Genomic DNA, 19,363 nt, shown 5'->3' on the forward strand with positions numbered 1-19,363 from the left:
TTCGCACATTCAATTGGTTATTGGCTGACCCCGCAGCAAGGTGGATCGTCCATAATGAAACCGGCGTCCAAAATTCCAACGAGATTGCCGATCTGTTCAGTCTTGGTGCGACCCAAACCGGATGGGGTGATGGTATTGGTGAGCGAGATTCCGTCAAGGGCGTCTTCGTAATCAAGTTTGCCCACCGACAACATTGACGCCAGCATTCCGTGCGAATCCAGGCCGTTTTCTGGGTTTGCGCCCGGGGCGAATGGTGTGCCAGCTTCGTGACCAGATGGGAACGCACCGGTTGCTTTACCGTAGACGACATTCGACGTGATGGTAAGCACCGATTGGGTCGGAATGGCATCCCGGTACATGGGGATTTCCTTGATTTTGCTCATGATGGTGTGCACGATCGTCGCGGCGATGTCGTCCGCCCTATCGTCGTCATTGCCGTAGACCGGGAAATCGCCTTCGGTGACGTAATCAACAACCAGACCGGTTTCGTCCCGCACCGGGGTAACCTTCGCGTATCTGATTGCGGAGAGCGAGTCGGCCACGATGGAAAGCCCGGCAATGCCGCAGCCCATGGTGCGCACGATTTCGGAATCGTGGAGTGCCATTTCGATGGATTCGTAGGCGTAACGATCATGGCAATAGTGGATGATATTCAGCGCCTCAACATAGGTGCCGACTACCCAATCCAGCATGTCTTCGTATTTCTGCCACACTTCATCGAAATCTAATGGCCCGTCGCCGGAAATAGGATCGTAGCCGTCAACTATCTGCTTGCCTGAGACCTCGTCGCGGCCACCATTGATGGCATAGAGCAAAGACTTCGCGGCATTGACGCGAGCACCGAAAAATTGCATCTGCTTGCCCACCGCCATAGGGGATACGCAGCACGCGATCGCCGCATCGTCGCCCCACCGGTCACGAATCTGTTCGTCTGATTCGTACTGGATAGAGGATGTTTCAATGGAGATAGCGGCGCAGAAATCTTTGTAGCCTTGCGGCAGTGCTGGGTCCCAGAAGATGGTGATATTCGGTTCTGGCGCAGGCCCTAGGTTCCGTAGCGTCTGGAGCAATCGGAAGCTGGTTTTGGTGACCATGGAACGGCCATCGGTACCGAAACCGGCATCGGACCAGGTTGCCCAGTAAGGGTCGCCGGAGAAAATCTGGTCGTAGTCGATGGTGCGTAAGAACCTGACGATACGCAGTTTGATAACCAGCGCGTCGATCATTTCCTGGGCGTCCGTTTCGGTGATTCGCCCAGCGTTGAGGTCGCGCTCAAAGTAAATATCGAGGAATGCAGATAGCCGACCGATGGACATCGCGGCACCGTCCTGGCTTTTCACCGAGGCTAAATATGCAAAGTAGGTCCACTGCACGGCTTCTTGTGCAGTTCGTGCCGGCTGGGAAATATCGAAACCGTAGGCCTGAGCCATTGTTTTCAGCTTTTTCAGCGCCTTGATCTGTTCGGAGTGTTCTTCCCGGAACCTGGCCCAGTGCTCAGTGAACGGCTTGTCTGCGACGCTGTCTTTAGCGGCTTCCTTTTCTTTAATGAGGAAATCAACGCCGTATAGAGCTACCCGCCGGTAGTCGCCAATGATGCGTCCGCGGCCGTAGGCATCCGGGAGACCGGTGACGATATGTGCGGATCGGGCGGCCCGAATGCGTGGGGTGTAGATATCGAAAACCGCTTCATTATGGGTTTTACGATATTTGGTGAAAATCTCTTTGATGTGTGGATTTGGTTCCAGTCCGGCTTCTTTGATCGCGGTTTCCACCATGCGCCATCCGCCGTTGGGCATCATGGCTCGTTTGAGTGGGGTATCGGTCTGTAATCCCACGATTACGTCGTCGTCGGCACAAATGTACCCGGCTGGAAACGCGTCAATATCGGCTGGGGTTGTAGTGTCCACGTCGTACACGCGGCGTTCGCGCTCTACTGCGAGGAAGTTTTGTTCTAGGTGGTTCCAGACCCGGAGTGTTTTTTCGGTGGGGCCTGCTAAAAACGACTCGTCTCCGTTAAACGGTGTGTAGTTGAGTTGGATGAAGTCGCGGACATCGATGGTTTCTTGCCAGTTACCTGGGGTGAAACCCTCCCAAGCAGCGTTGCTCACGATAGTGGTTCTACCTTTCTTAAGGAAAAGTACGCATGTTCTTTGATCAGCGATTGTGGGGCCTGCGGTCGTTCGTGCTTACCCTTGACTACACTTTTCGACGCCCCAAGTTTCCCAAATGCCACACCGTGTCAAGCCTTTTCATTCGCTGTTGACTACGAACTCAAACTTTGGTGCGGTTGCGTCGCGCTTTAAAGCACCTGCATAACCGTGAGATTCTTTTTAACAATACACCCAATAACACTTAAAACAACATTTTCACAGATTTGTCTGATGTCCGCCCTGACCGTTGGGTATCTGAACTTTCGCTAGCATAGCTGCATAAACTTTTCAAACGTGCTTGCTGTTGGATATTTTGCCCAAAAACTAGCGATGTGGCTTTCGTTCTACAATGTCCGATCGGGGGTATGGAGGGGTTAGCGCCGGATTGGTTTAACCCATTTGGGCTATAAAAATGGCGGTTCCTGGAAATATCTTGCCGCGAAGTGGTGACCACTGGCCCCAGTTTTCAGTGAGATCGTCAGGCCACTCGGGCTCTAAGACGTCGATAAGCTGAAACCCGGCTGCCGTTAACGCCCGGACATGATCGCCGAAGCTGTGGTGATATTCGATGTATGTTAAATTCCCGGAGGTCGGGTCAATTTCGTGGTAGCTGTCGTCGAAATAGGGGATCGCCGCGAGTAGCCCAGCCTCGCCCGGGTCGTCGAGAAAGACCCAACGCATGGGGTGATTGGTGGCGTAGACAAACCGGCCGCCGGGTCGTAAACACCGTCCAATCGCGGCGAATAGTTCGTTAAGGTCGGCGATAAACGGGATCGCGCCGAAAACAGAAAATGCCTGATCGAACGACGCGTCCGCGAACGGAAGCCGAGCGGCGTCCGCTTGAATAAGGTGCAGGTTGCGTGGTTGATTGTGCTTTTCGACGCCAGATGTCGCCCGAAGCATATTCGCTGAAATGTCAAAGGCGGTGACAGTGGCTGCGGGGTACTGGTTGGCGAGCCATGTGGCGCACGGGGCTGAGCCGCACCCAATCTCCAAAACATGTTGACCGCTTACATCGCCGAGCAGCTGTGTGTCCTGTTCGCTTAGCATTTCTGGGCACCAATAAAACCCAGATAGATAGTTTTTGTGTCGGTCATGGTAGTTGCGCGCATCGGCGTTCCAATGCGATTGTTGGGCGCGGGCAGCTTCGGCTGCGGAAAACTTCGTTGGTTTGGGATCCACAATGGGGGATTCTATTTGCTCTAGCTGCATAAATGGGGTAATGTTGCACGAGCGTGTCTGGGCTTTGAGTGCGTGTCGTTTTAGTAGGAGAGCGATGGCTGTGCTGAAAGCGGGATCATAATGGTCGCTGAGCAGCCATTATGAGAGAGGCGCATAACTGTCCATCAACGATTCCTACATATTTCGGAGCACTTAACATATGACCTCCAAGAACGTCCCTCAGGTAGCCATCAACGATATTGGCTCCGCTGAGGATTTCCTCGCAGCTGTCGACGCTACCATCAAGTACTTCAACGATGGTGACATCGTCGAGGGCACCGTGGTGAAGGTTGACCACGACGAGGTTCTGCTCGACATCGGATACAAGACCGAAGGTGTCATTCCGGTTCGCGAGCTTTCCATTAAGCACGACGTCGACCCAGATGAGGTCGTCGAAGTTGGCGATCAAATCGACGCTCTTGTTCTCACCAAGGAGGACAAAGAAGGCCGGTTGATTCTGTCCAAGAAGCGTGCACAGTACGAGCGTGCATGGGGCGCTATCGAAGAACTCAAGGAGAAGGACGAAGCCGTTACCGGTACCGTCATCGAAGTTGTCAAGGGTGGCCTCATCCTCGACATCGGTCTCCGTGGCTTCTTGCCAGCATCTCTGGTCGAGATGCGTCGCGTCCGTGACCTGGATCCATACATCGGTCAGCAGATCGAAGCAAAGATCATCGAGCTGGACAAGCAGCGCAACAACGTTGTTCTGTCCCGCCGCGCATGGCTTGAGCAGACCCAGTCCGAGGTTCGCTCCGAGTTCCTGCATCAGCTGCAGAAGGGCCAGGTTCGCAAGGGTGTCGTTTCCTCCATCGTCAACTTCGGTGCCTTCGTTGATCTCGGCGGCGTTGACGGTCTGGTTCACGTTTCCGAACTGTCCTGGAAGCACATCGACCACCCATCTGAGGTTGTCACCGTCGGTGACGAGGTAACCGTTGAGGTTCTGGATGTTGATCTGGACCGCGAGCGCGTTTCCCTGTCCCTGAAGGCTACCCAGGAAGATCCATGGCGCGTCTTCGCACGCACCCACGCTGTTGGCCAAATCGTCCCAGGTAAGGTCACCAAGCTGGTTCCATTCGGTGCGTTCGTTCGCGTCGAGGAAGGCATCGAGGGTCTGGTACACATCTCCGAGCTGGCTCAGCGCCACGTCGAGGTTCCAGATCAGGTTGTTGGTGTCAACGAAGAAGCTATGGTCAAGGTCATCGACATCGACCTCGAGCGTCGTCGGATTTCCCTCTCCCTCAAGCAGGCTGACGAGGACTACACCGAAGAGTTCGATCCATCCAAGTACGGTATGGCTGACTCCTACGACGAGCAGGGCAACTACATCTTCCCTGAGGGCTTCGACCCAGAGACCAACGAATGGCTCGAAGGCTTCGACGAGCAGCGTCAGGAATGGGAAGCTCGCTACGCTGAGTCGGAGCGTCGCTTCAACCTGCACACCGCTCAGATCGAGCGTAACCGGATCGCAGCAGCTGAGGCTGCCGCAGCCGGTGAACCTGCTAACTACTCTTCCGAATCCGCTGAGGCAGCTCCGGCAGCAGCAGACGAGGCAGCAGAAAGCGGTTCCCTGGCTTCCGATGAGCAGCTCGCTGCACTGCGCGAGAAGCTCGCTGGCAACTAATCGCTAGTTAGTAACAACCCCTTCACCGACCTTTTTTGGTTGGCGAAGGGGTTATGTGCGTTTTAAATAAAACTGCAGATAGCTAAAAGAGGGAACCAAATGCACATCAACCGACAACAAATCGTTTCCGCCGCAGCGAATTGGGCGGCTCGTCCCGCCACGGCTTCTACAATAAATGCCTACCTTGGGGTGGAAATCGACCGAATAGGTGATGCACGATGGGGCGAAGCCGGAAAGAGTTATTTCGGAGTCAATGTGGCAGACCCATTATTGTGGGCGAACCGAATCATTGATCTTGGTGCGGGTGACTGGGCACTGACCGGAATACGTTACCGGGGATTAGACGTGTCCCAACCGTTTATTGACATCATTGCCACCTCACTGACACCAGAGTTGTTTAGTTTTGACCACTGCACAGAAATTCTTCGGCAGTACGAGTGCTTTAAGCCGCTTGCTATGCGTATCTTCACGCCAGTAGTTTGGCCGAATGTCGCCGTCGACCAATATGTGGTTTCTGCACCTATCGCAACAATAGCCAGCCATTTTAGCCCAACGCTCGAAAACGTACAGTTACGAGGAATGAGCGCTGATGAAGCAATAAAAGTTGAACGCAGCATTTATACGAAGTTGCGTGAGGTGAATCCTAGAATTTCCCGTAAGTTCCACCTTCTTACAGCTGACCAGATCTCACCAGGTATGGCTTGGAGCGTTAGCACAGACGGAGAACTCATTGGCATGGTTGCATGTGCGATCGATTCGCAGTTCGGAATTGATGGCATCGCGTTAACTAGTATCTGTCTTGTGCCGCAACACCACGGAAAGAAATTCGGTAAAGCAACACTGATTCATCTTGCCCGGGAGTTAGCTGATAGCGAGGCGTACAAAACCAAAGAACTCTGGGGACATATTGATGGATACAACCAAGTGTCTTTGGCTAATGCCCAGTCGGTTGGGCGGGAAATTGTCGGCGCATACGTCTGGAGCGAGTCCGTCTCACAGCTACAGTGATAAATACGGATTGCGTGTCAAAGCCGCGACGTCCTTCGTCGTAAAGTGTCTTCGACACGATGGTGCTAGTAGCACGGAGGAGAAAAGCTTTTGAAACTTACCACTGAGACATATGACTGCGAAGAAAATTAATGAGGTTCAAAGCCTGTGGCTTTGATAAAGTGCCAGTTAATCTCTGAAGCTGAAAATCGTCAAGCGTTCCCGACCAAGAATCGTCATGAATAAGGTGACCAGTCTTGGTCCGGTGTAGCGTGATGTGGGCATCTGTGGGCGCACCAAAACTAACCGCACAGACATCACCCGGATCGGTTATTACCGCCTCGCCGCCGATACGCATCAACCCGGAAATGGAAACGCCACCGGTGATAACGCTTGCGTCTGTAACCAGTGCGGAACCGGAAACCCACGTCGAACCTGTGACCATAGCATTCCCTGAAACGCACGCCCGGCCAAAAACCTCAGCGCACTCCGCAACGTGCGCGGCACTGGTCACTATCGCTTGGTCATAAATATCGGCATTTCCGCTGATTATTGCCTGTTCTTTGACATGCGCGGCACCCCATACGGTTGCCTCATCGCGAACGATTGCCTGACCAGATACAACGGCATCGTCATAAACCTTGGCCTCGTCCGCAATCCAGGCGCTTTCCTGGACGTTATAAGCCCGCGCCGCCCAACCACCCCGGTCGCCGCGATTCACACCGTGCACTGGAAGATCCACTGCGGCATGCACCCGGTACAACGTTGTGTCGTTGAAAATGAGGGTGTCGGTGGGGGAGAGGAGGATATGAGACATTGTTGTTAAAGTTGATAAGTCAAAGCAGGAAATAACACCTCGAGGGGCGATTAAAAGCATAAGCTGCTGCGTAAACGGTTGTTGAAATTGGCCGCCAGCGCGTACGCGAAGACCACGAGGCTTATCGTAGCAACTTACGACGACCGGTTGGGTTAAAAAATTAGAAAGTGAACAGCAAGAATAAGAGAACTTGGGCGCTCACGATTTTAGCCACCATCGCCATTGGATAAACCGAGGTGTAACCCATGGACGGTAATTCATTCTTGGTGTGGTCTGAGACATAGGTTAAGACAGCTGGGTGGGTCTGCAGACCTGAAATCATGCCAGCAACCTGACCGAATGGGATTTTCAAAACCTTGTATCCGATGATTAAGGTGAGCAAGCTGAAAACAACAGTGATGATCGCGCCAATGCCGATAATCAAAAGCGATTGCGGATCTTTCAAAGCCTCGCCGAATCCAGCACCAGCCGTCGTGCCAATCCCGGCGAGGAATAGTGTGATTCCCAGTTGCCGAAGCGCGAGGTTTGCACCGAACGGAATTTGCCACACTACTGGGCCCGTGCGCCCGATTGCCCCCAAGATGAGGGCGGCGATAAGCGGGCCACCTGCACTACCAAGCTTCAACGATGCGCCACCCGGCAATGGAATTGCGACCATACCGAGCAAAACACCGACAGTCATGCCGACCAAAAGCGGAAGCAGGTTGATGTCTGAGATTCGCTTATAAGAATCTCCGAAAATTCGGGTTGCTTGGTCAATCCGATCGGTACTAGCAACCACTCGAACCCGGTCACCCAATTGCAAGACAGTGTCAGGAGTCGCGACAAAATCCATATCCCCGCGGCGAACCCGGGTAACCAATATTCCCGGAAGTCGGCCGCGCAGTCGGCGCAACGGAATACCAACCAATGAGGTGGAGGAAACGAAGATGCGCCGGAAATCTAAGCGTTCATCATGGGTTGGATCACCGGGGAGGAACTCACCAATGTGTTCAGCTGCGCGCTCAAGTTCCTCCTCTGTCCCGACAACGGAAATGATGTCACCTGGATCAACATGGTCATTTGGCTCCGGTAGGAAGAGCTCGCCGCGATGCTCGATGCGAGAAATGATAATGTCCAAATCAAAGCGAATCGGCATGCTCGACACCGAAGGTAAGCCCTCATGAGTCACCCGAATCCGGCGGGTTTTTAACGGCTGAATAGCTACCCCAGCGTCTTCGGCTTCCCTGTCATGATCAATCTTGAAAATCTTAGATAAGAACGCCACTGAGAGGATAACGCCCAAAACACCAAGTGGGTAACTAAGCGAATACGCAACCACCGGCAAATCCAGGGTTTTATCGTCTGCACCAGTAACAAAGACCGGAAGGGAGTCGACGACGGCCGCCATGGCAGGCGTATTTGTAAGTGCACCAGTAAATAAACCAGCTCCGGACGGGTTGTCTATACCAAACCACTTGATGAGTCCGAACGAAACCGCTGTGATCGTCGCGATCATACCGAGGCCAAAGAGATTAAGCCGAAGCCCAGTTGTGCGCATCGATTCAAAAAATCCCGGGGCGGCTTCCAGGCCGATGGTGTACACGAATACGGAAAGCCCAAGGATATAAATGAGCGGTGGCAATGTAATCGCAGGTTCGATTGTGGCAAGCCCCAATCCGACGAAAAGCACAGCCGCGACACCTAATCGGAAATTACCTATTCTGACTCGCCCAAGAAGTAACCCGAGCGACATGATTGTGATGAGAGCAAGAAGCTGATTTTCAACAAGGAGATGCACAGTCTCATGTTGGCACATATCTGAAAGGTCTTCAATTGCTCAAAAATCAATTATTCGGCAATTGACTTAATGAACGAAAAACTGTTGTCGATTCCTTGTGTGCGCGGAAAACTGCAGTTATCGACACTATTCGCCCTAAAACAGGGGCAAAAAGTATCGCATGCAACTCATTGAGGCTGACAGTGTTGTGTATTTTTTAGGTCAAAATTGGGGGACCGTTATTCATTTTCAATAGCCGCAGAACATCGCTTTTGTGACAAGTGACTCAACTTGAACCGACGCCACATTGGTGTGGACCTGCCTTAGGGGATAGTTTCCAATAAGAGTGAGCTGGACCCCAATTCCCCCTATTTGTGGGTTGAGGCTCAATCGGGTGGCGTAATTCACAGCCAGGTGGAGTGTCATGGGAGATGGAAACGTTTGCATGAAATGGCGCGCGGTGGGAGGCCTTGTGTGGTCATATTGAAAGTTGTTGCACGCTGGGAAATTAGGTTAAAAACGGCTTCATTGTGGCCAGGTTTGGCGTGACGGGGTTTCGTGGGATTACGCAAATTAACCCAGAGATAGGTTTGTTTATTTGAGTTTTTGCCCGAACTTGCGCTGTGAGATATTCCGCAAATGTGGGAAAACGATTATTTGAGTGTGGAGTTGGGTTGTTCCAACGGCTAAGCTGTGGGGTAAGTTCCGGTTTTGCTTCCGTTTGTGAGCAAAACCCCACATTTCATTCTCGAAAGGGTTTTGATGGCGACTGTAAAACAGACATCAGAGTTCATTTTGGAGAAGGTCGGTGGTGCAGCAAATATTGCTTCCATGTCGCACTGTGCGACGCGCCTCCGCTTCCAACTTCATGACCAATCTAAAGCGGATCAAGACGCCCTTGATAACAACCCCGATGTTCTCGGTGTAGTCCCACAGGGAAGCACCGGTCTTCAGGTTGTCATGGGTGGCGCGGTCGCCAACTACTACCAGGAACTGCTCCGGCTTCCTGGCATGGGCGAAAAAGAAGAAGGGGGCGCCAGCACCAAGAAGGAATATGGCGGCGTTCGTGGCAAGTACTCTAAGGTGGATTACTGCTTCGAATTCCTGTCAGACACTTTCCGCCCAATTCTTTGGGCACTGCTCGGTGCATCGCTGATCATCACGTTATTGGTTCTTTTTGACACCGCAAACATTCAGTCTTTCAATCCAGAAGAGGGCGAAACGCTACCAGCTGGTTTCCAACTGATGCACGCGATGTGGCGGTCAGTGTTCTACTTCCTGCCAATCATGATTGGTGCTACTGCTGCCCGCAAGCTTGGCGCCAACGAATGGGTCGGTGCGGCTATCCCGGCTGCGCTTTTGACTCCAGAATTTTTGGCTCTTGGTGAAAAGGGCGAGACGGTCGACGTTTTCGGTCTGCCACTGGTTCTCAATGACTACGGTGGACAGGTTTTCCCACCGCTGATCGCAGCTATCGCACTGTTCTGGGTAGAAAAGGGACTTAAGAAGATTATTCCGAGTGCCGTTCAAATGGTATTCGTCCCATTCTTCTCACTGCTCATCATGATTCCTGCAACGGCATTCATCTTCGGCCCGTTCGGTATTGGTATCGGTAATGCGATTTCGAATTTCCTGTACGCAGTTAATGGTTTCTCGCCGTTTATCCTCGCGATTATCATTCCATGTCTCTACCCATTCCTGGTGCCACTGGGTCTGCACTGGCCACTCAACGCCATCATGGTTCAGAACCTTGCTACCTTGGGATACGACTTCATCCAAGGCCCAATGGGTGCCTGGAACTTCGCTTGCTTCGGTGTTGTTACTGGTGTCATGATCCTTTCGATGAAGGAACGCAATACTCAAATGCGTCAGGTGTCGCTTGGTGGCATGATGGCTGGTCTATTGGGCGGTATTTCCGAGCCTTCGCTCTACGGTGTTCTGCTCCGGTTTAAGAAGACCTACATGCGCCTGCTGCCAGGCTGCGTGGCTGGCGGTATTGTCATGGGTATCTTCGATGTTAAGGCGAAAGCATTCGTCTTTACTTCGTTGCTCACCATCCCTGCGATGACTCCAAGCGGTGGTTACGCCCTGGGTATCGCTGTCGCCTTCTTTACGTCGATGTTCCTGGTCATTTTCTTCGATTACCGCGGCAAGGAAGAAAAAGAAGAAATCTTGGCGCGCCTGGCTGCTGAACGCCAGACCCCAGTGGAGGCTGCCCCTGCGGTTGCGCCTTCTAGTGCAGCAAGTGCTGCAGCTCCAGTGGCTGGTGCCGCAGCGGCCGGTGGTACCGCAGTAGCTGTAGCGGAAGCACCTACCAAGACGGCGCTTGAAGAAGGCGTTGTTACCGAAATTACCGCACCTTTGGCTGGTGAAGCAGTGGCACTCAGCGACGTTCCAGATCCGATCTTCGCTACGGCGAAGTTGGGTAAGGGTATCGCTATTAAGCCAACCGGCACCACGGTAGTTGCACCAGCTGACGGCACCGTGATTGCAGTTCAAAAGTCGGGTCATGCTGTCGGACTCCGGCTGGACAACGGCGTGGAACTATTAATCCACGTGGGTATCGATACCGTCCAGCTCAATGGCGAGGGCTTCAAGGTTCATGCGGAGCGCAAGGAACACGTCAAGGCAGGTTCGCCGCTGATCACCTTCGAGCCCAAGTTCATCCAATCCAAGGGCTACAACCTAATCACTCCGGTATTGGTCACCAATACCTCGAAGTTTGCTGATGTCGAGGGTATTCCGAGTAATTTTGTAGACAATTTCTCGGTGGTAATTAAGACCACAGGTTAATCAACCCAACAGGCTAATTGGTCTAAAAGATCAGAATCGAACCGGGTCGGTAAGTTATCAGAAACTTACTGATCCGGTTTTCCATTTCTAATACAGTGGTGGGCATGAAGATTATCGGATTGACCGGAGGAATCGGTTCCGGAAAAACTACGGTGGCGAATCTTATTCGGGAAGCAGGCATTCCTGTCGTAGATGCCGATCTCATTGCCCGGGAGATTGTGGAACCAGGGCAACCAGCGCTGGTGGAATTAGCAGCGCATTTTGGCGAAGACATCATTGGGGCGGACGGTAGCCTTAAACGTTCAGAGTTGGCGGCTCGGGCTTTCATATCGAAAGAAGAAACGGCCGCCCTTAATCGGATAACGCACCCCCGCATTGCGGAGTTGACGCAACGGCGATTTTCTGAATTGGAACGTGACGGTGAGCCGCTGGTGGTGTGGGACATGCCGTTACTCATTGAAAACGGACACCATAACGATGTAGACGCGGTAATCGTGGTCGATGTGGTGGCAGCAGAGCGCATTAATCGATTGGTTCAGTATCGAGGATTAACCCGTGAAGACGCTGAGCGGCGCATCGCTGCACAAATTGGCGACGAAGAGCGTCGAAAAGCTACAACGTTCATCATCGACAACAACGGTGAGCAAGCCGCGCTGGCACCCCAAGTTGCACAGGTGGTGGCCGAATTGCGCTCGCGGTGGTTGCAATGAAACTGTGTGGCACTTCGGCGCTACTATGGTGAGTTATGGATGCGGCTTTAGAGCACGAAGAAAATGCGGTCAATCACCGGCCAGTCGGCGAGATCGAACGATCCAACGGAACGTTCGAAGTCGTTTCGGAGTTTTCGCCATCGGGTGACCAGCCGGAGGCGATTCGTGAATTAGATGAACGGCTCAATCGTGGTGAACGCGACATCGTGTTGTTGGGTGCTACCGGAACTGGTAAGTCGGCGACAGCAGCGTGGCTCATTGAAAAACAACAGCGTCCGACTTTGGTCATGGCCCCGAATAAGACGCTTGCGGCCCAGCTTGCGAATGAGCTTCGGCAGTTACTACCGAACAACGCCGTTGAGTACTTTGTTAGCTATTACGATTACTACCAACCCGAAGCCTATATCGCGCAAACCGATACTTATATCGAGAAAGATTCCTCCATTAATGACGACGTGGAGCGGCTTCGACACCGGGCCACCAGTTCTTTGTTATCGCGGCGCGACGTCGTCGTTGTGTCGTCGGTTTCGTGCATCTACGGTCTAGGTACCCCGCAAGAATATTTAGATCGCTCAGTCTGGTTGCAGGTGGGAGAAGAGGTCGACCGCGACCGGTTTCTACGTTTGCTTGTCGACGTCCAATACGACCGCAACGACGTGGGGTTTAGCCGCGGTACATTCCGAGTCAAAGGCGACACTGTAGACATCATTCCGGCATACGAGGAAGTAGCAGTGCGTGTGGAGTTTTTCGGTGATGAAATCGATGCGCTGTATTACATCCATCCGCTTACCGGTGACGTGCTAAACCAGGTAGATGAGCTACGAATTTTTCCAGCAACCCACTATGTGGCAGGTCCGGAACGGATGGCGCGTGCGATCGAAGATATCAAGGAAGAATTAGCTGAGCGCCTGGCGGATTTAGAAAATCGCGGCAAACTTTTGGAAGCGCAACGGCTGCGAATGCGTACCGAATATGACCTTGAAATGATAGAGCAGGTTGGCTTCTGCTCAGGCATTGAGAACTATTCCCGCCATTTAGACGGTCGCGCCGCAGGCACGGCACCTGCAACACTATTGGATTATTTCCCGGAAGACTTTTTAACCATTATCGACGAATCCCATGTGACTGTTCCACAGATTGGTGGCATGTTCGAAGGCGATATGTCCCGGAAACGCAATCTGGTGGAATTTGGTTTTCGATTGCCGTCCGCGTTGGATAACCGTCCGCTTCGGTGGGAAGAATTTGAGCAACGGGTGGGGCAAACGGTCTATCTGTCGGCAACTCCTGGAAACTATGAAATCGCAGCTGCGGGCGGCGAATTTGTTGAGCAGGTGATTCGACCCACCGGTTTGGTTGATCCGAAAGTCACCGTTAAACCTACCCGGGGCCAGATCGACGATTTGATTGATGAAATTCGGGATCGCACGCGTAAAAACGAACGGGTGTTGGTGACGACCCTGACGAAGAAAATGGCGGAGGATCTCACGGATTATTTGCTAGAAAGCGGGATTAAAGTCAGGTACTTGCATTCGGATATTGATACTCTGCAACGTGTTGAATTGCTCAGACAATTGCGACTTGGGGAGTACGACGTCCTTGTCGGCATTAACCTGTTGCGTGAGGGGCTTGACCTGCCAGAAGTGTCGCTGGTGGCAATTCTTGATGCGGATAAAGAAGGATTTTTGCGGTCTACGACCTCGTTGATTCAGACCATTGGCCGTGCCGCCCGAAACGTGTCCGGCGAAGTCATCATGTACGCCGACAAAGTCACTGATTCGATGCAACAAGCGATCGACGAAACCGAACGGCGGCGGGAAAAGCAGCTTGCTTACAATAAGGAACACGGCATAGACCCACAGCCATTGCGTAAAAAGATCGCCGACATTCTTGACCAGGTTGCGGACACGCAGGGAAGTGGTTCAGCGCAAGCTGATGCTGCCTTGGTAGAGAAGCCCGATACATCCAGCATGGCGTCAAGCGAGGTTGAGAAGCTTATCGACGATCTAACAAAGCAAATGGGTGACGCCGCTCGTGAACTAAAATTCGAGCTCGCTGGCCGGTTACGCGATGAAATTATCGATCTGAAGAAAGAATTACGTGGCATGAAAGAAGCTGGAATCTAGCTGAGTTTCTTTTTTACAACCGCCCGTTTGACCCACCACTGTTTAAAACGACATTGTTGTTTGCAAACCACCGCTGAGGAGGAAACCCATGATTTCATACTCACAGATAGTTGTTGGTACCGATGGCTCCGATTCGTCATTAAAGGCAGTAAAGACAGCGGCTAGTTTGGCCGAAGTCTATGGGGCGGAACTGACCATTGTGTGTGCGTATTTTGGCGACTCGGACCCAATTACCGCCAAAGCACATTCGGAGCTGCACGCGACGCCTGTGTTCACAGAAGAATCGGCAACGGACATTCTTGCTGAGGCAGTTCACGCCGCCCAGGAGGAAGGATTTGGTGAGCCGAGAACGGTCACGAAATCCGGATCGGCAGCGGCTGTTCTCCTGCATGTAGCAGATGAAATATCGGCAGATCTTCTGGTGGTTGGCAATCGGGGATTGGATTCACTTCTGGGCAGGTTATTGGGCAATATCCCAGGTGAGGTATCTCGCAGAGCCGATATTGACGTGATGCTGGTTAACACGGCCGAAGCCTAACCTTGGTTTTTGTTAGACTTACTTTTATTCCACCATTCACGAACTAAAGAAAAGGTTCTTATGAGCGATTATTCGACCATCGTTGTTGGTACCGATGGCTCCAAGTCTTCCATGCTTGCGGTTGAGCGCGCAGCCAAGATCGCAGCAGCTTTCGACGCAACGCTGGTAATCGGTTGCGCCTATTACGAGACCAAAGAGGAAGCCTCTAAGACCCTGCGTCAAGATTCCGTCACCGTTTTGGGCACCGACCCTGCCCAAGAGAATCTGGATAAAGCAGCGGAATTTGCCAAGACTGTTGGCGCTACCAAGATCGAAACCGCCGTGCGATCCGGAACTCCAGTCGAGGCGCTCATGGCAATCGTCAATGAAAACAAAGCGGACCTCCTGGTTGTCGGTAACCGAGGAATCAATTCCTTGACGGGTCGACTACTCGGCTCGGTTCCGGCTGATGTGGCCCGCCAATCAGATTGCGACGTGATGATCGTTCACACCGTGAGCTAGTTTTTAGTTCTTTTTCACAAGCCGAGACAGCAGTCAGTTGTTGTCTCGGCTTTCTGCTGGCGCGTGGTGCTTTCAACGAAAGGCAACACAAATTCGCTACTGATTCGAGATGGTTTAAAAAACTAAAGTTCGCCAACAATGGTGAGACTTTGCGTTGCCCGGGTGAGGGCAACGAATAAATCTTGATACCCTTGGGGCGAATCGGCGATTATTCGCTGCGGCTCCACCACAATCACGTGATCGAATTCGAGGCCTTTAACTTCGCTGACTCCCAGCGCGCCTGCATACTTCTCCGTGTCGGCGGTGATGATAGCTGAGAGACGATTCGGATGGGCCGCGGTGAGGGCGTCGAAAAGCGCAGAAACGTCCGTACCGGAAGGCTCGAAGCGGACCTGGTATCCCGACTTCCTTAAACTCACACTTGGCGTGATCTCGGGGGCGAAAACGGCAAGCACTTTATTCGCCACCGCCATAATCTCCTCTGGGGTCCGGTAATTGACAGATAACTGATGCGTTTTAAACCTGCTACCAACGAAGGGGGCAAGGGTCTCCGCCCAACTGTCAACTCCCGCGGGCGAACCCGTTTGCGCTGTATCGCCAACGAGGGTCATCCACCGTGATGGGCTCCGCCGCATAACCATGCGCCACTCCATCGGACTTAGCTCTTGTGCTTCGTCGATGATCACGTGTCCATATGCCCACCGTACGTCGGCGGAAGCGCGCTGTGCTGTTGAGCGGTGATCGCGCACTTCGTGGCGGCGGGCAAGTTCCTCAGCATCCACAACGTCAAAGGCCGACAAGATTTCGGCGTCGGATTCGTCATCCAAATCAGAGCTTGCCGACGAACTCAACGTGTCCAAGGCATACTCGGCATCCTCGATCTGGGCCTCCCATGTTTCATCGGACTCAGTCGTGTCCGTAACCCCAATGAGCTCAGCCAACTCATCAAGCAGCGCGGCATCGCTGGCGGTCCACATCTCACCTTCAGCACGCCACAATGCAGATTGAGTTTCCTCATCATAATCGAACGCAATCTCGGCGATAACATCGCGATCAGAAAGCAATTCTGATAGTACTTCGTTAGGGGAGAGCAACGGCCAAAACTCCCGGACGACGTCTGCCACCGCTGGTTCGGCTGCCACGTCGTCGTGTAACTGGGCCTTATCGCCAGCCGACAGTAGATTGGTGCCGCCGAGTGGATCAGCACCGATTTTATCTACCAGAAGCTCCGTAATTTTCTCGGCCAGAGCCTCCGCAAACAGCGGTTGTGCTTCGTTATGCGGACGGCGACCTCGACGAGCGCGGGTTCGAGCAGCTTTCACCAATGCAGGGGAGACGTCCACATCAATGCCATCGACAGTGATGGAAAAGCTTTTCTCCGGTAGTCGCTGATAGCGTTTAACTGCCCGATGAAGAAGCGTCACCATCTCCTCGGATCCTTTAATTTCTCGACTGAGAACCGATTCAGTGGCTTTGGGGGCGACCCCTGGGTAAAGCTCGCCAATGGTCGATAACACGACGCCAGTTTCGCCCAATTCCGGCAGCACTCGAGAAATATAGTCCAAAAAGGTGCGGTTGGGGCCGATGATTAACACGCCAGTGCGCGCCAATTGCTCCCGCCAGGTATATAAAAGATAGGCCACTCGGTGCAGTGCGACGGCGGTCTTACCGGTACCTGGGCCGCCAACTACCACCATCACGCCGCGGGTCTCATCGCGGATAATTTCGTCTTGCTCTCGCTGAATGGTCTCGACGATGGAGGACATAAAGCCAGTTCGCGCCGCGGACATAGCGCGGTGCAAAACGGACTCGCTTGCCACGCCAAGTGATGCCTCATGCGCTAGCGACGAAGAATCGACGGCACCTGAGAGAACCTCATCATCAATCCCGACGACTTTGCGGCCGGTGGTTCGAATATGGCGGCGGGTTTCCACTCCCTCTGGCTTTGCAGTGGTCGCCAGATAAAACGGCCGTGCTAGGGGAGCACGCCAATCAAGAAGCAATGTTCGGTAATCATCATCGCGATCATCTAATCCCATGCGCCCGATATAACGTCGGTCCATATTCTGACGTCCAGGTACCGGGTTATCGATAAAATCTGGCTGGTCACACACAACATCGATTCGCCCAAAAACCAAACCCAATTGGGCAAGATTCAATTTATCGATGCGCTCATTTAACCCGTGGTATTCGGTTTCGCGTTGAATCAATGCTTCCGCATCGGGGTTGGCCGGATCCACGCGTAATTGAACTTCCGCAAGGCGGTTTTGCGCGGCGGCGACTTCGTCGTCAAGTTTGGCAAACAGCCCATCTACGTAGTGTTGTTCAAGCGCAATTTCAGAAGCGAAATCCGACACACTAAACCTCCCGACGTCTCAGCAACCGTAAATAAAAAGGAAAGGCATAAGCTTAGCAAAACCCACTTTCAACGGTCGTAGTGAACCGCTGAAAGTGGGTTATGAAAAACTATTGCCAACTAAAAGTCTAAGACGTCCTGGAACCGGTTAGACAACGTCACCGATCTTTTTCTGGGCACGCTTGACGGCCTTTGCTGCTTGATCCTGTAGTTTTTCAGCACGCTTCGATGCCTTCTTCGCGGCACGACCGGTGGCAGCCTGCGCGTCAGCATAAGCAGAAGCTGCGCGATCCTGTGCCTTCACTGCAGCCTTAACCACACACTTTTTAGCTACCTTCGAGTTTTCTTGGGCAGAAGAAAGCCAATCGGAAGAGGCATCCACAAAGCTGGAGAACGCACCTTTCCAATCATCCTGATTATCAGCCACGAATTGATTGATCTTATCTTGGGTGTCTTCGAACCAATCGGCTGCAGAGGAAGCAAACCGCTGAGTATCGCTCTGTGACGGGAGTGCTTGTTGAACCTGCTTCTGTGCCTGCTGTGCTGCTTTAGATGCACGCCACTTTAAACCGGGTTTACCAGCGGTGTCGGCACTGGTGATGAACAGTCCGCCCAACAATGCAACGGAGGTGAGGAATCCTTGGCGCCGGGCGACCTTCTCCTCCAGGTCCTGGGTTTCCCAGAATGCGTGGCGAGCCATCATGGTAGGAATGCTGACAGCTGCGAGCGTTGCTGCTGAAAGCCGGGGGAACTTACCAAGGGCAAGCATGGTGCCTGCGCCGACTTTAACTCCGCCAACAGTCCGAGCGACAACGACCGGATCTTGTGGCAATTTTTTAAAAGTGCTGCGAGAGACGACTGTTCGAAGCCGCCGCATCAAAGCCTCTGCGCCCTCAACATGTGCTTGGGTGTTAAGAATGGTGTCTGCGCCGTCAGCGATGTAGACGGAAGCTACCATGGGGCGGGCGAATTTCCGGATCATGTAGTTGATCGCTCCTTCGTGTGCATTCAATTGATTTCTTAAGGCCTTGTACCACAACGACCTACTAAAGATCGTACAGAACTGTGGGGGAGTATGTGGTCGGTTACCGGCGATAGAGTCGGTAGAACGATGGGGAGAAACCGCTGCGATTTACGGAATCATCCGAAGCTGCCAGGTCAATTTCTACCATTTGCGGTCCCACCATTTCTCTAACTGTGGACGTTCATCTCCCAAGGTCGTAGGCTTGCCGTGCCCGGGCCAAATCACGGTTTCATCAGGGAAGACGTCGAATACCTTCGAGGTTGTATCCTTAAATAGCTGCGTAAAATGCTCTTCAGACGCGGTTTTCCCCAAACCGCCAGGAAATAGGCTATCGCCGATGAAAATATTGGGAACTCCGTCAATATCAACCACAAGGCACGCGCCACCGGGAGTGTGTCCGCGCAAGATGATAATTGGAAGTTCTTGACCGCCAAATTCAATGACGTCGCCGTCGGTGAGTGGGACGTCCACCGGCGCAGGTAAGCCTGGGGCGTCCAGTGCCGAAGCGTAGTGTGTAGCACCAGTTGCCGCCAAAACTTCTTCCAATGCGCGCACGTGATCGTGGTGTTGATGTGTGGTGAGTACTTTTGTAATCTCAACGCCATTATCGGCTGCCAATTGGAGTATTTGGTTTGCGTCATCGGCGGCGTCGATAAGCAATCCTTGGCCATCGGAGCACAACAGGTAGCAATTATTATCCATTGCGGAGACTGAAATGTGAGTCAGAAGCATAGTGCCAGACTAGCGAAAGTTTCGATTCGTT

14 protein-coding genes are annotated in these 19,363 nt (G+C 52.8%); 7 read left to right on the forward strand and 7 right to left on the reverse strand.

The window, feature by feature from the left end; translation table 11 throughout:
* Positions 1-17: 17 nt before the first annotated feature.
* Both Q4D85_RS07100 and Q4D85_RS07105 read right to left on the reverse strand, forming a co-directional pair.
* The gene (locus tag Q4D85_RS07100) at positions 18-2,108 is read right to left on the reverse strand and encodes a pyruvate formate lyase family protein (protein ID WP_303199264.1); all 2,091 of its coding nucleotides are present in this window, start codon (positions 2,106-2,108) and stop codon (positions 18-20) included.
* Positions 2,109-2,540: 432 nt separating this feature from the next.
* Entirely contained in the window at positions 2,541-3,332 is a 792-nt protein-coding gene (locus Q4D85_RS07105) for a class I SAM-dependent methyltransferase (RefSeq protein ID WP_303199265.1), read from the reverse strand.
* Positions 3,333-3,531: 199 nt separating this feature from the next.
* Here Q4D85_RS07105 and rpsA point away from each other — a divergent pair, with 199 nt between their 5' ends.
* Together rpsA and Q4D85_RS07115 are read left to right on the forward strand one after the other, a co-directional pair.
* On the forward strand, positions 3,532-4,992 hold the full coding sequence (gene rpsA / locus Q4D85_RS07110; protein ID WP_047261957.1) for a 30S ribosomal protein S1: 1,461 nt from the start codon (positions 3,532-3,534) through the stop codon (positions 4,990-4,992).
* A 99-nt stretch (positions 4,993-5,091) separates the two neighbouring features.
* Complete coding sequence (locus tag Q4D85_RS07115) at positions 5,092-6,000, forward strand: GNAT family N-acetyltransferase (protein WP_303199266.1); 909 nt, start codon at positions 5,092-5,094, stop codon at positions 5,998-6,000.
* A 97-nt stretch (positions 6,001-6,097) separates the two neighbouring features.
* Here the strand turns inward: Q4D85_RS07115 and Q4D85_RS07120 are convergent, their stop codons facing one another.
* Positions 6,098-6,796, reverse strand: a complete 699-nt coding sequence (locus tag Q4D85_RS07120; protein ID WP_303199267.1) for a hypothetical protein — start codon at positions 6,794-6,796, stop codon at positions 6,098-6,100.
* 160 nt (positions 6,797-6,956) lie between these two features.
* Positions 6,957-8,576: an aspartate:alanine exchanger family transporter gene (locus tag Q4D85_RS07125; RefSeq protein WP_303199268.1), complete on the reverse strand. Its 1,620-nt coding sequence runs from the start codon at positions 8,574-8,576 to the stop codon at positions 6,957-6,959.
* 741 nt (positions 8,577-9,317) lie between these two features.
* Here Q4D85_RS07125 and Q4D85_RS07130 point away from each other — a divergent pair.
* The 5 genes from Q4D85_RS07130 to Q4D85_RS07150 all read left to right on the forward strand — a co-directional run bounded on the left by Q4D85_RS07130 (position 9,318) and on the right by Q4D85_RS07150 (position 15,220).
* Positions 9,318-11,348: a glucose PTS transporter subunit IIA gene (locus Q4D85_RS07130; RefSeq protein WP_303199270.1), complete on the forward strand. Its 2,031-nt coding sequence runs from the start codon at positions 9,318-9,320 to the stop codon at positions 11,346-11,348.
* A gap of 104 nt (positions 11,349-11,452) precedes the next feature.
* Positions 11,453-12,058 carry a dephospho-CoA kinase gene (gene coaE / locus Q4D85_RS07135; protein WP_303199272.1) on the forward strand — a complete coding sequence of 202 codons (606 nt, stop codon included), beginning with the start codon at positions 11,453-11,455 and terminating at the stop codon, positions 12,056-12,058.
* A gap of 35 nt (positions 12,059-12,093) precedes the next feature.
* Entirely contained in the window at positions 12,094-14,181 is a 2,088-nt protein-coding gene (uvrB, locus tag Q4D85_RS07140; protein ID WP_303199274.1) for an excinuclease ABC subunit UvrB, read from the forward strand.
* A gap of 88 nt (positions 14,182-14,269) precedes the next feature.
* The gene (locus tag Q4D85_RS07145; protein ID WP_303199275.1) at positions 14,270-14,719 is read left to right on the forward strand and encodes a universal stress protein; all 450 of its coding nucleotides are present in this window, start codon (positions 14,270-14,272) and stop codon (positions 14,717-14,719) included.
* Positions 14,720-14,779: 60 nt separating this feature from the next.
* Positions 14,780-15,220 carry a universal stress protein gene (locus tag Q4D85_RS07150; protein ID WP_303199277.1) on the forward strand — a complete coding sequence of 147 codons (441 nt, stop codon included), beginning with the start codon at positions 14,780-14,782 and terminating at the stop codon, positions 15,218-15,220.
* Between the two features lie 122 nt (positions 15,221-15,342).
* Here the strand turns inward: Q4D85_RS07150 and Q4D85_RS07155 are convergent, their stop codons facing one another.
* From Q4D85_RS07155 to Q4D85_RS07165, 3 genes are all read right to left on the reverse strand, one after another.
* Complete coding sequence (locus Q4D85_RS07155; protein ID WP_303199278.1) at positions 15,343-17,577, reverse strand: UvrD-helicase domain-containing protein; 2,235 nt, start codon at positions 17,575-17,577, stop codon at positions 15,343-15,345.
* Between the two features lie 147 nt (positions 17,578-17,724).
* Positions 17,725-18,558 (reverse strand): DoxX family protein, encoded by an 834-nt coding sequence (locus tag Q4D85_RS07160; protein WP_303199280.1) that lies wholly within the window; start codon positions 18,556-18,558, stop codon positions 17,725-17,727.
* Positions 18,559-18,741: 183 nt separating this feature from the next.
* Positions 18,742-19,332 carry an MBL fold metallo-hydrolase gene (locus Q4D85_RS07165; RefSeq protein ID WP_303199281.1) on the reverse strand — a complete coding sequence of 197 codons (591 nt, stop codon included), beginning with the start codon at positions 19,330-19,332 and terminating at the stop codon, positions 18,742-18,744.
* Positions 19,333-19,363 lie beyond the last annotated feature (31 nt).

The sequence above is a fragment of the Corynebacterium sp. genome (assembly GCF_030532965.1).
GTDB lineage: Bacteria > Actinomycetota > Actinomycetes > Mycobacteriales > Mycobacteriaceae > Corynebacterium.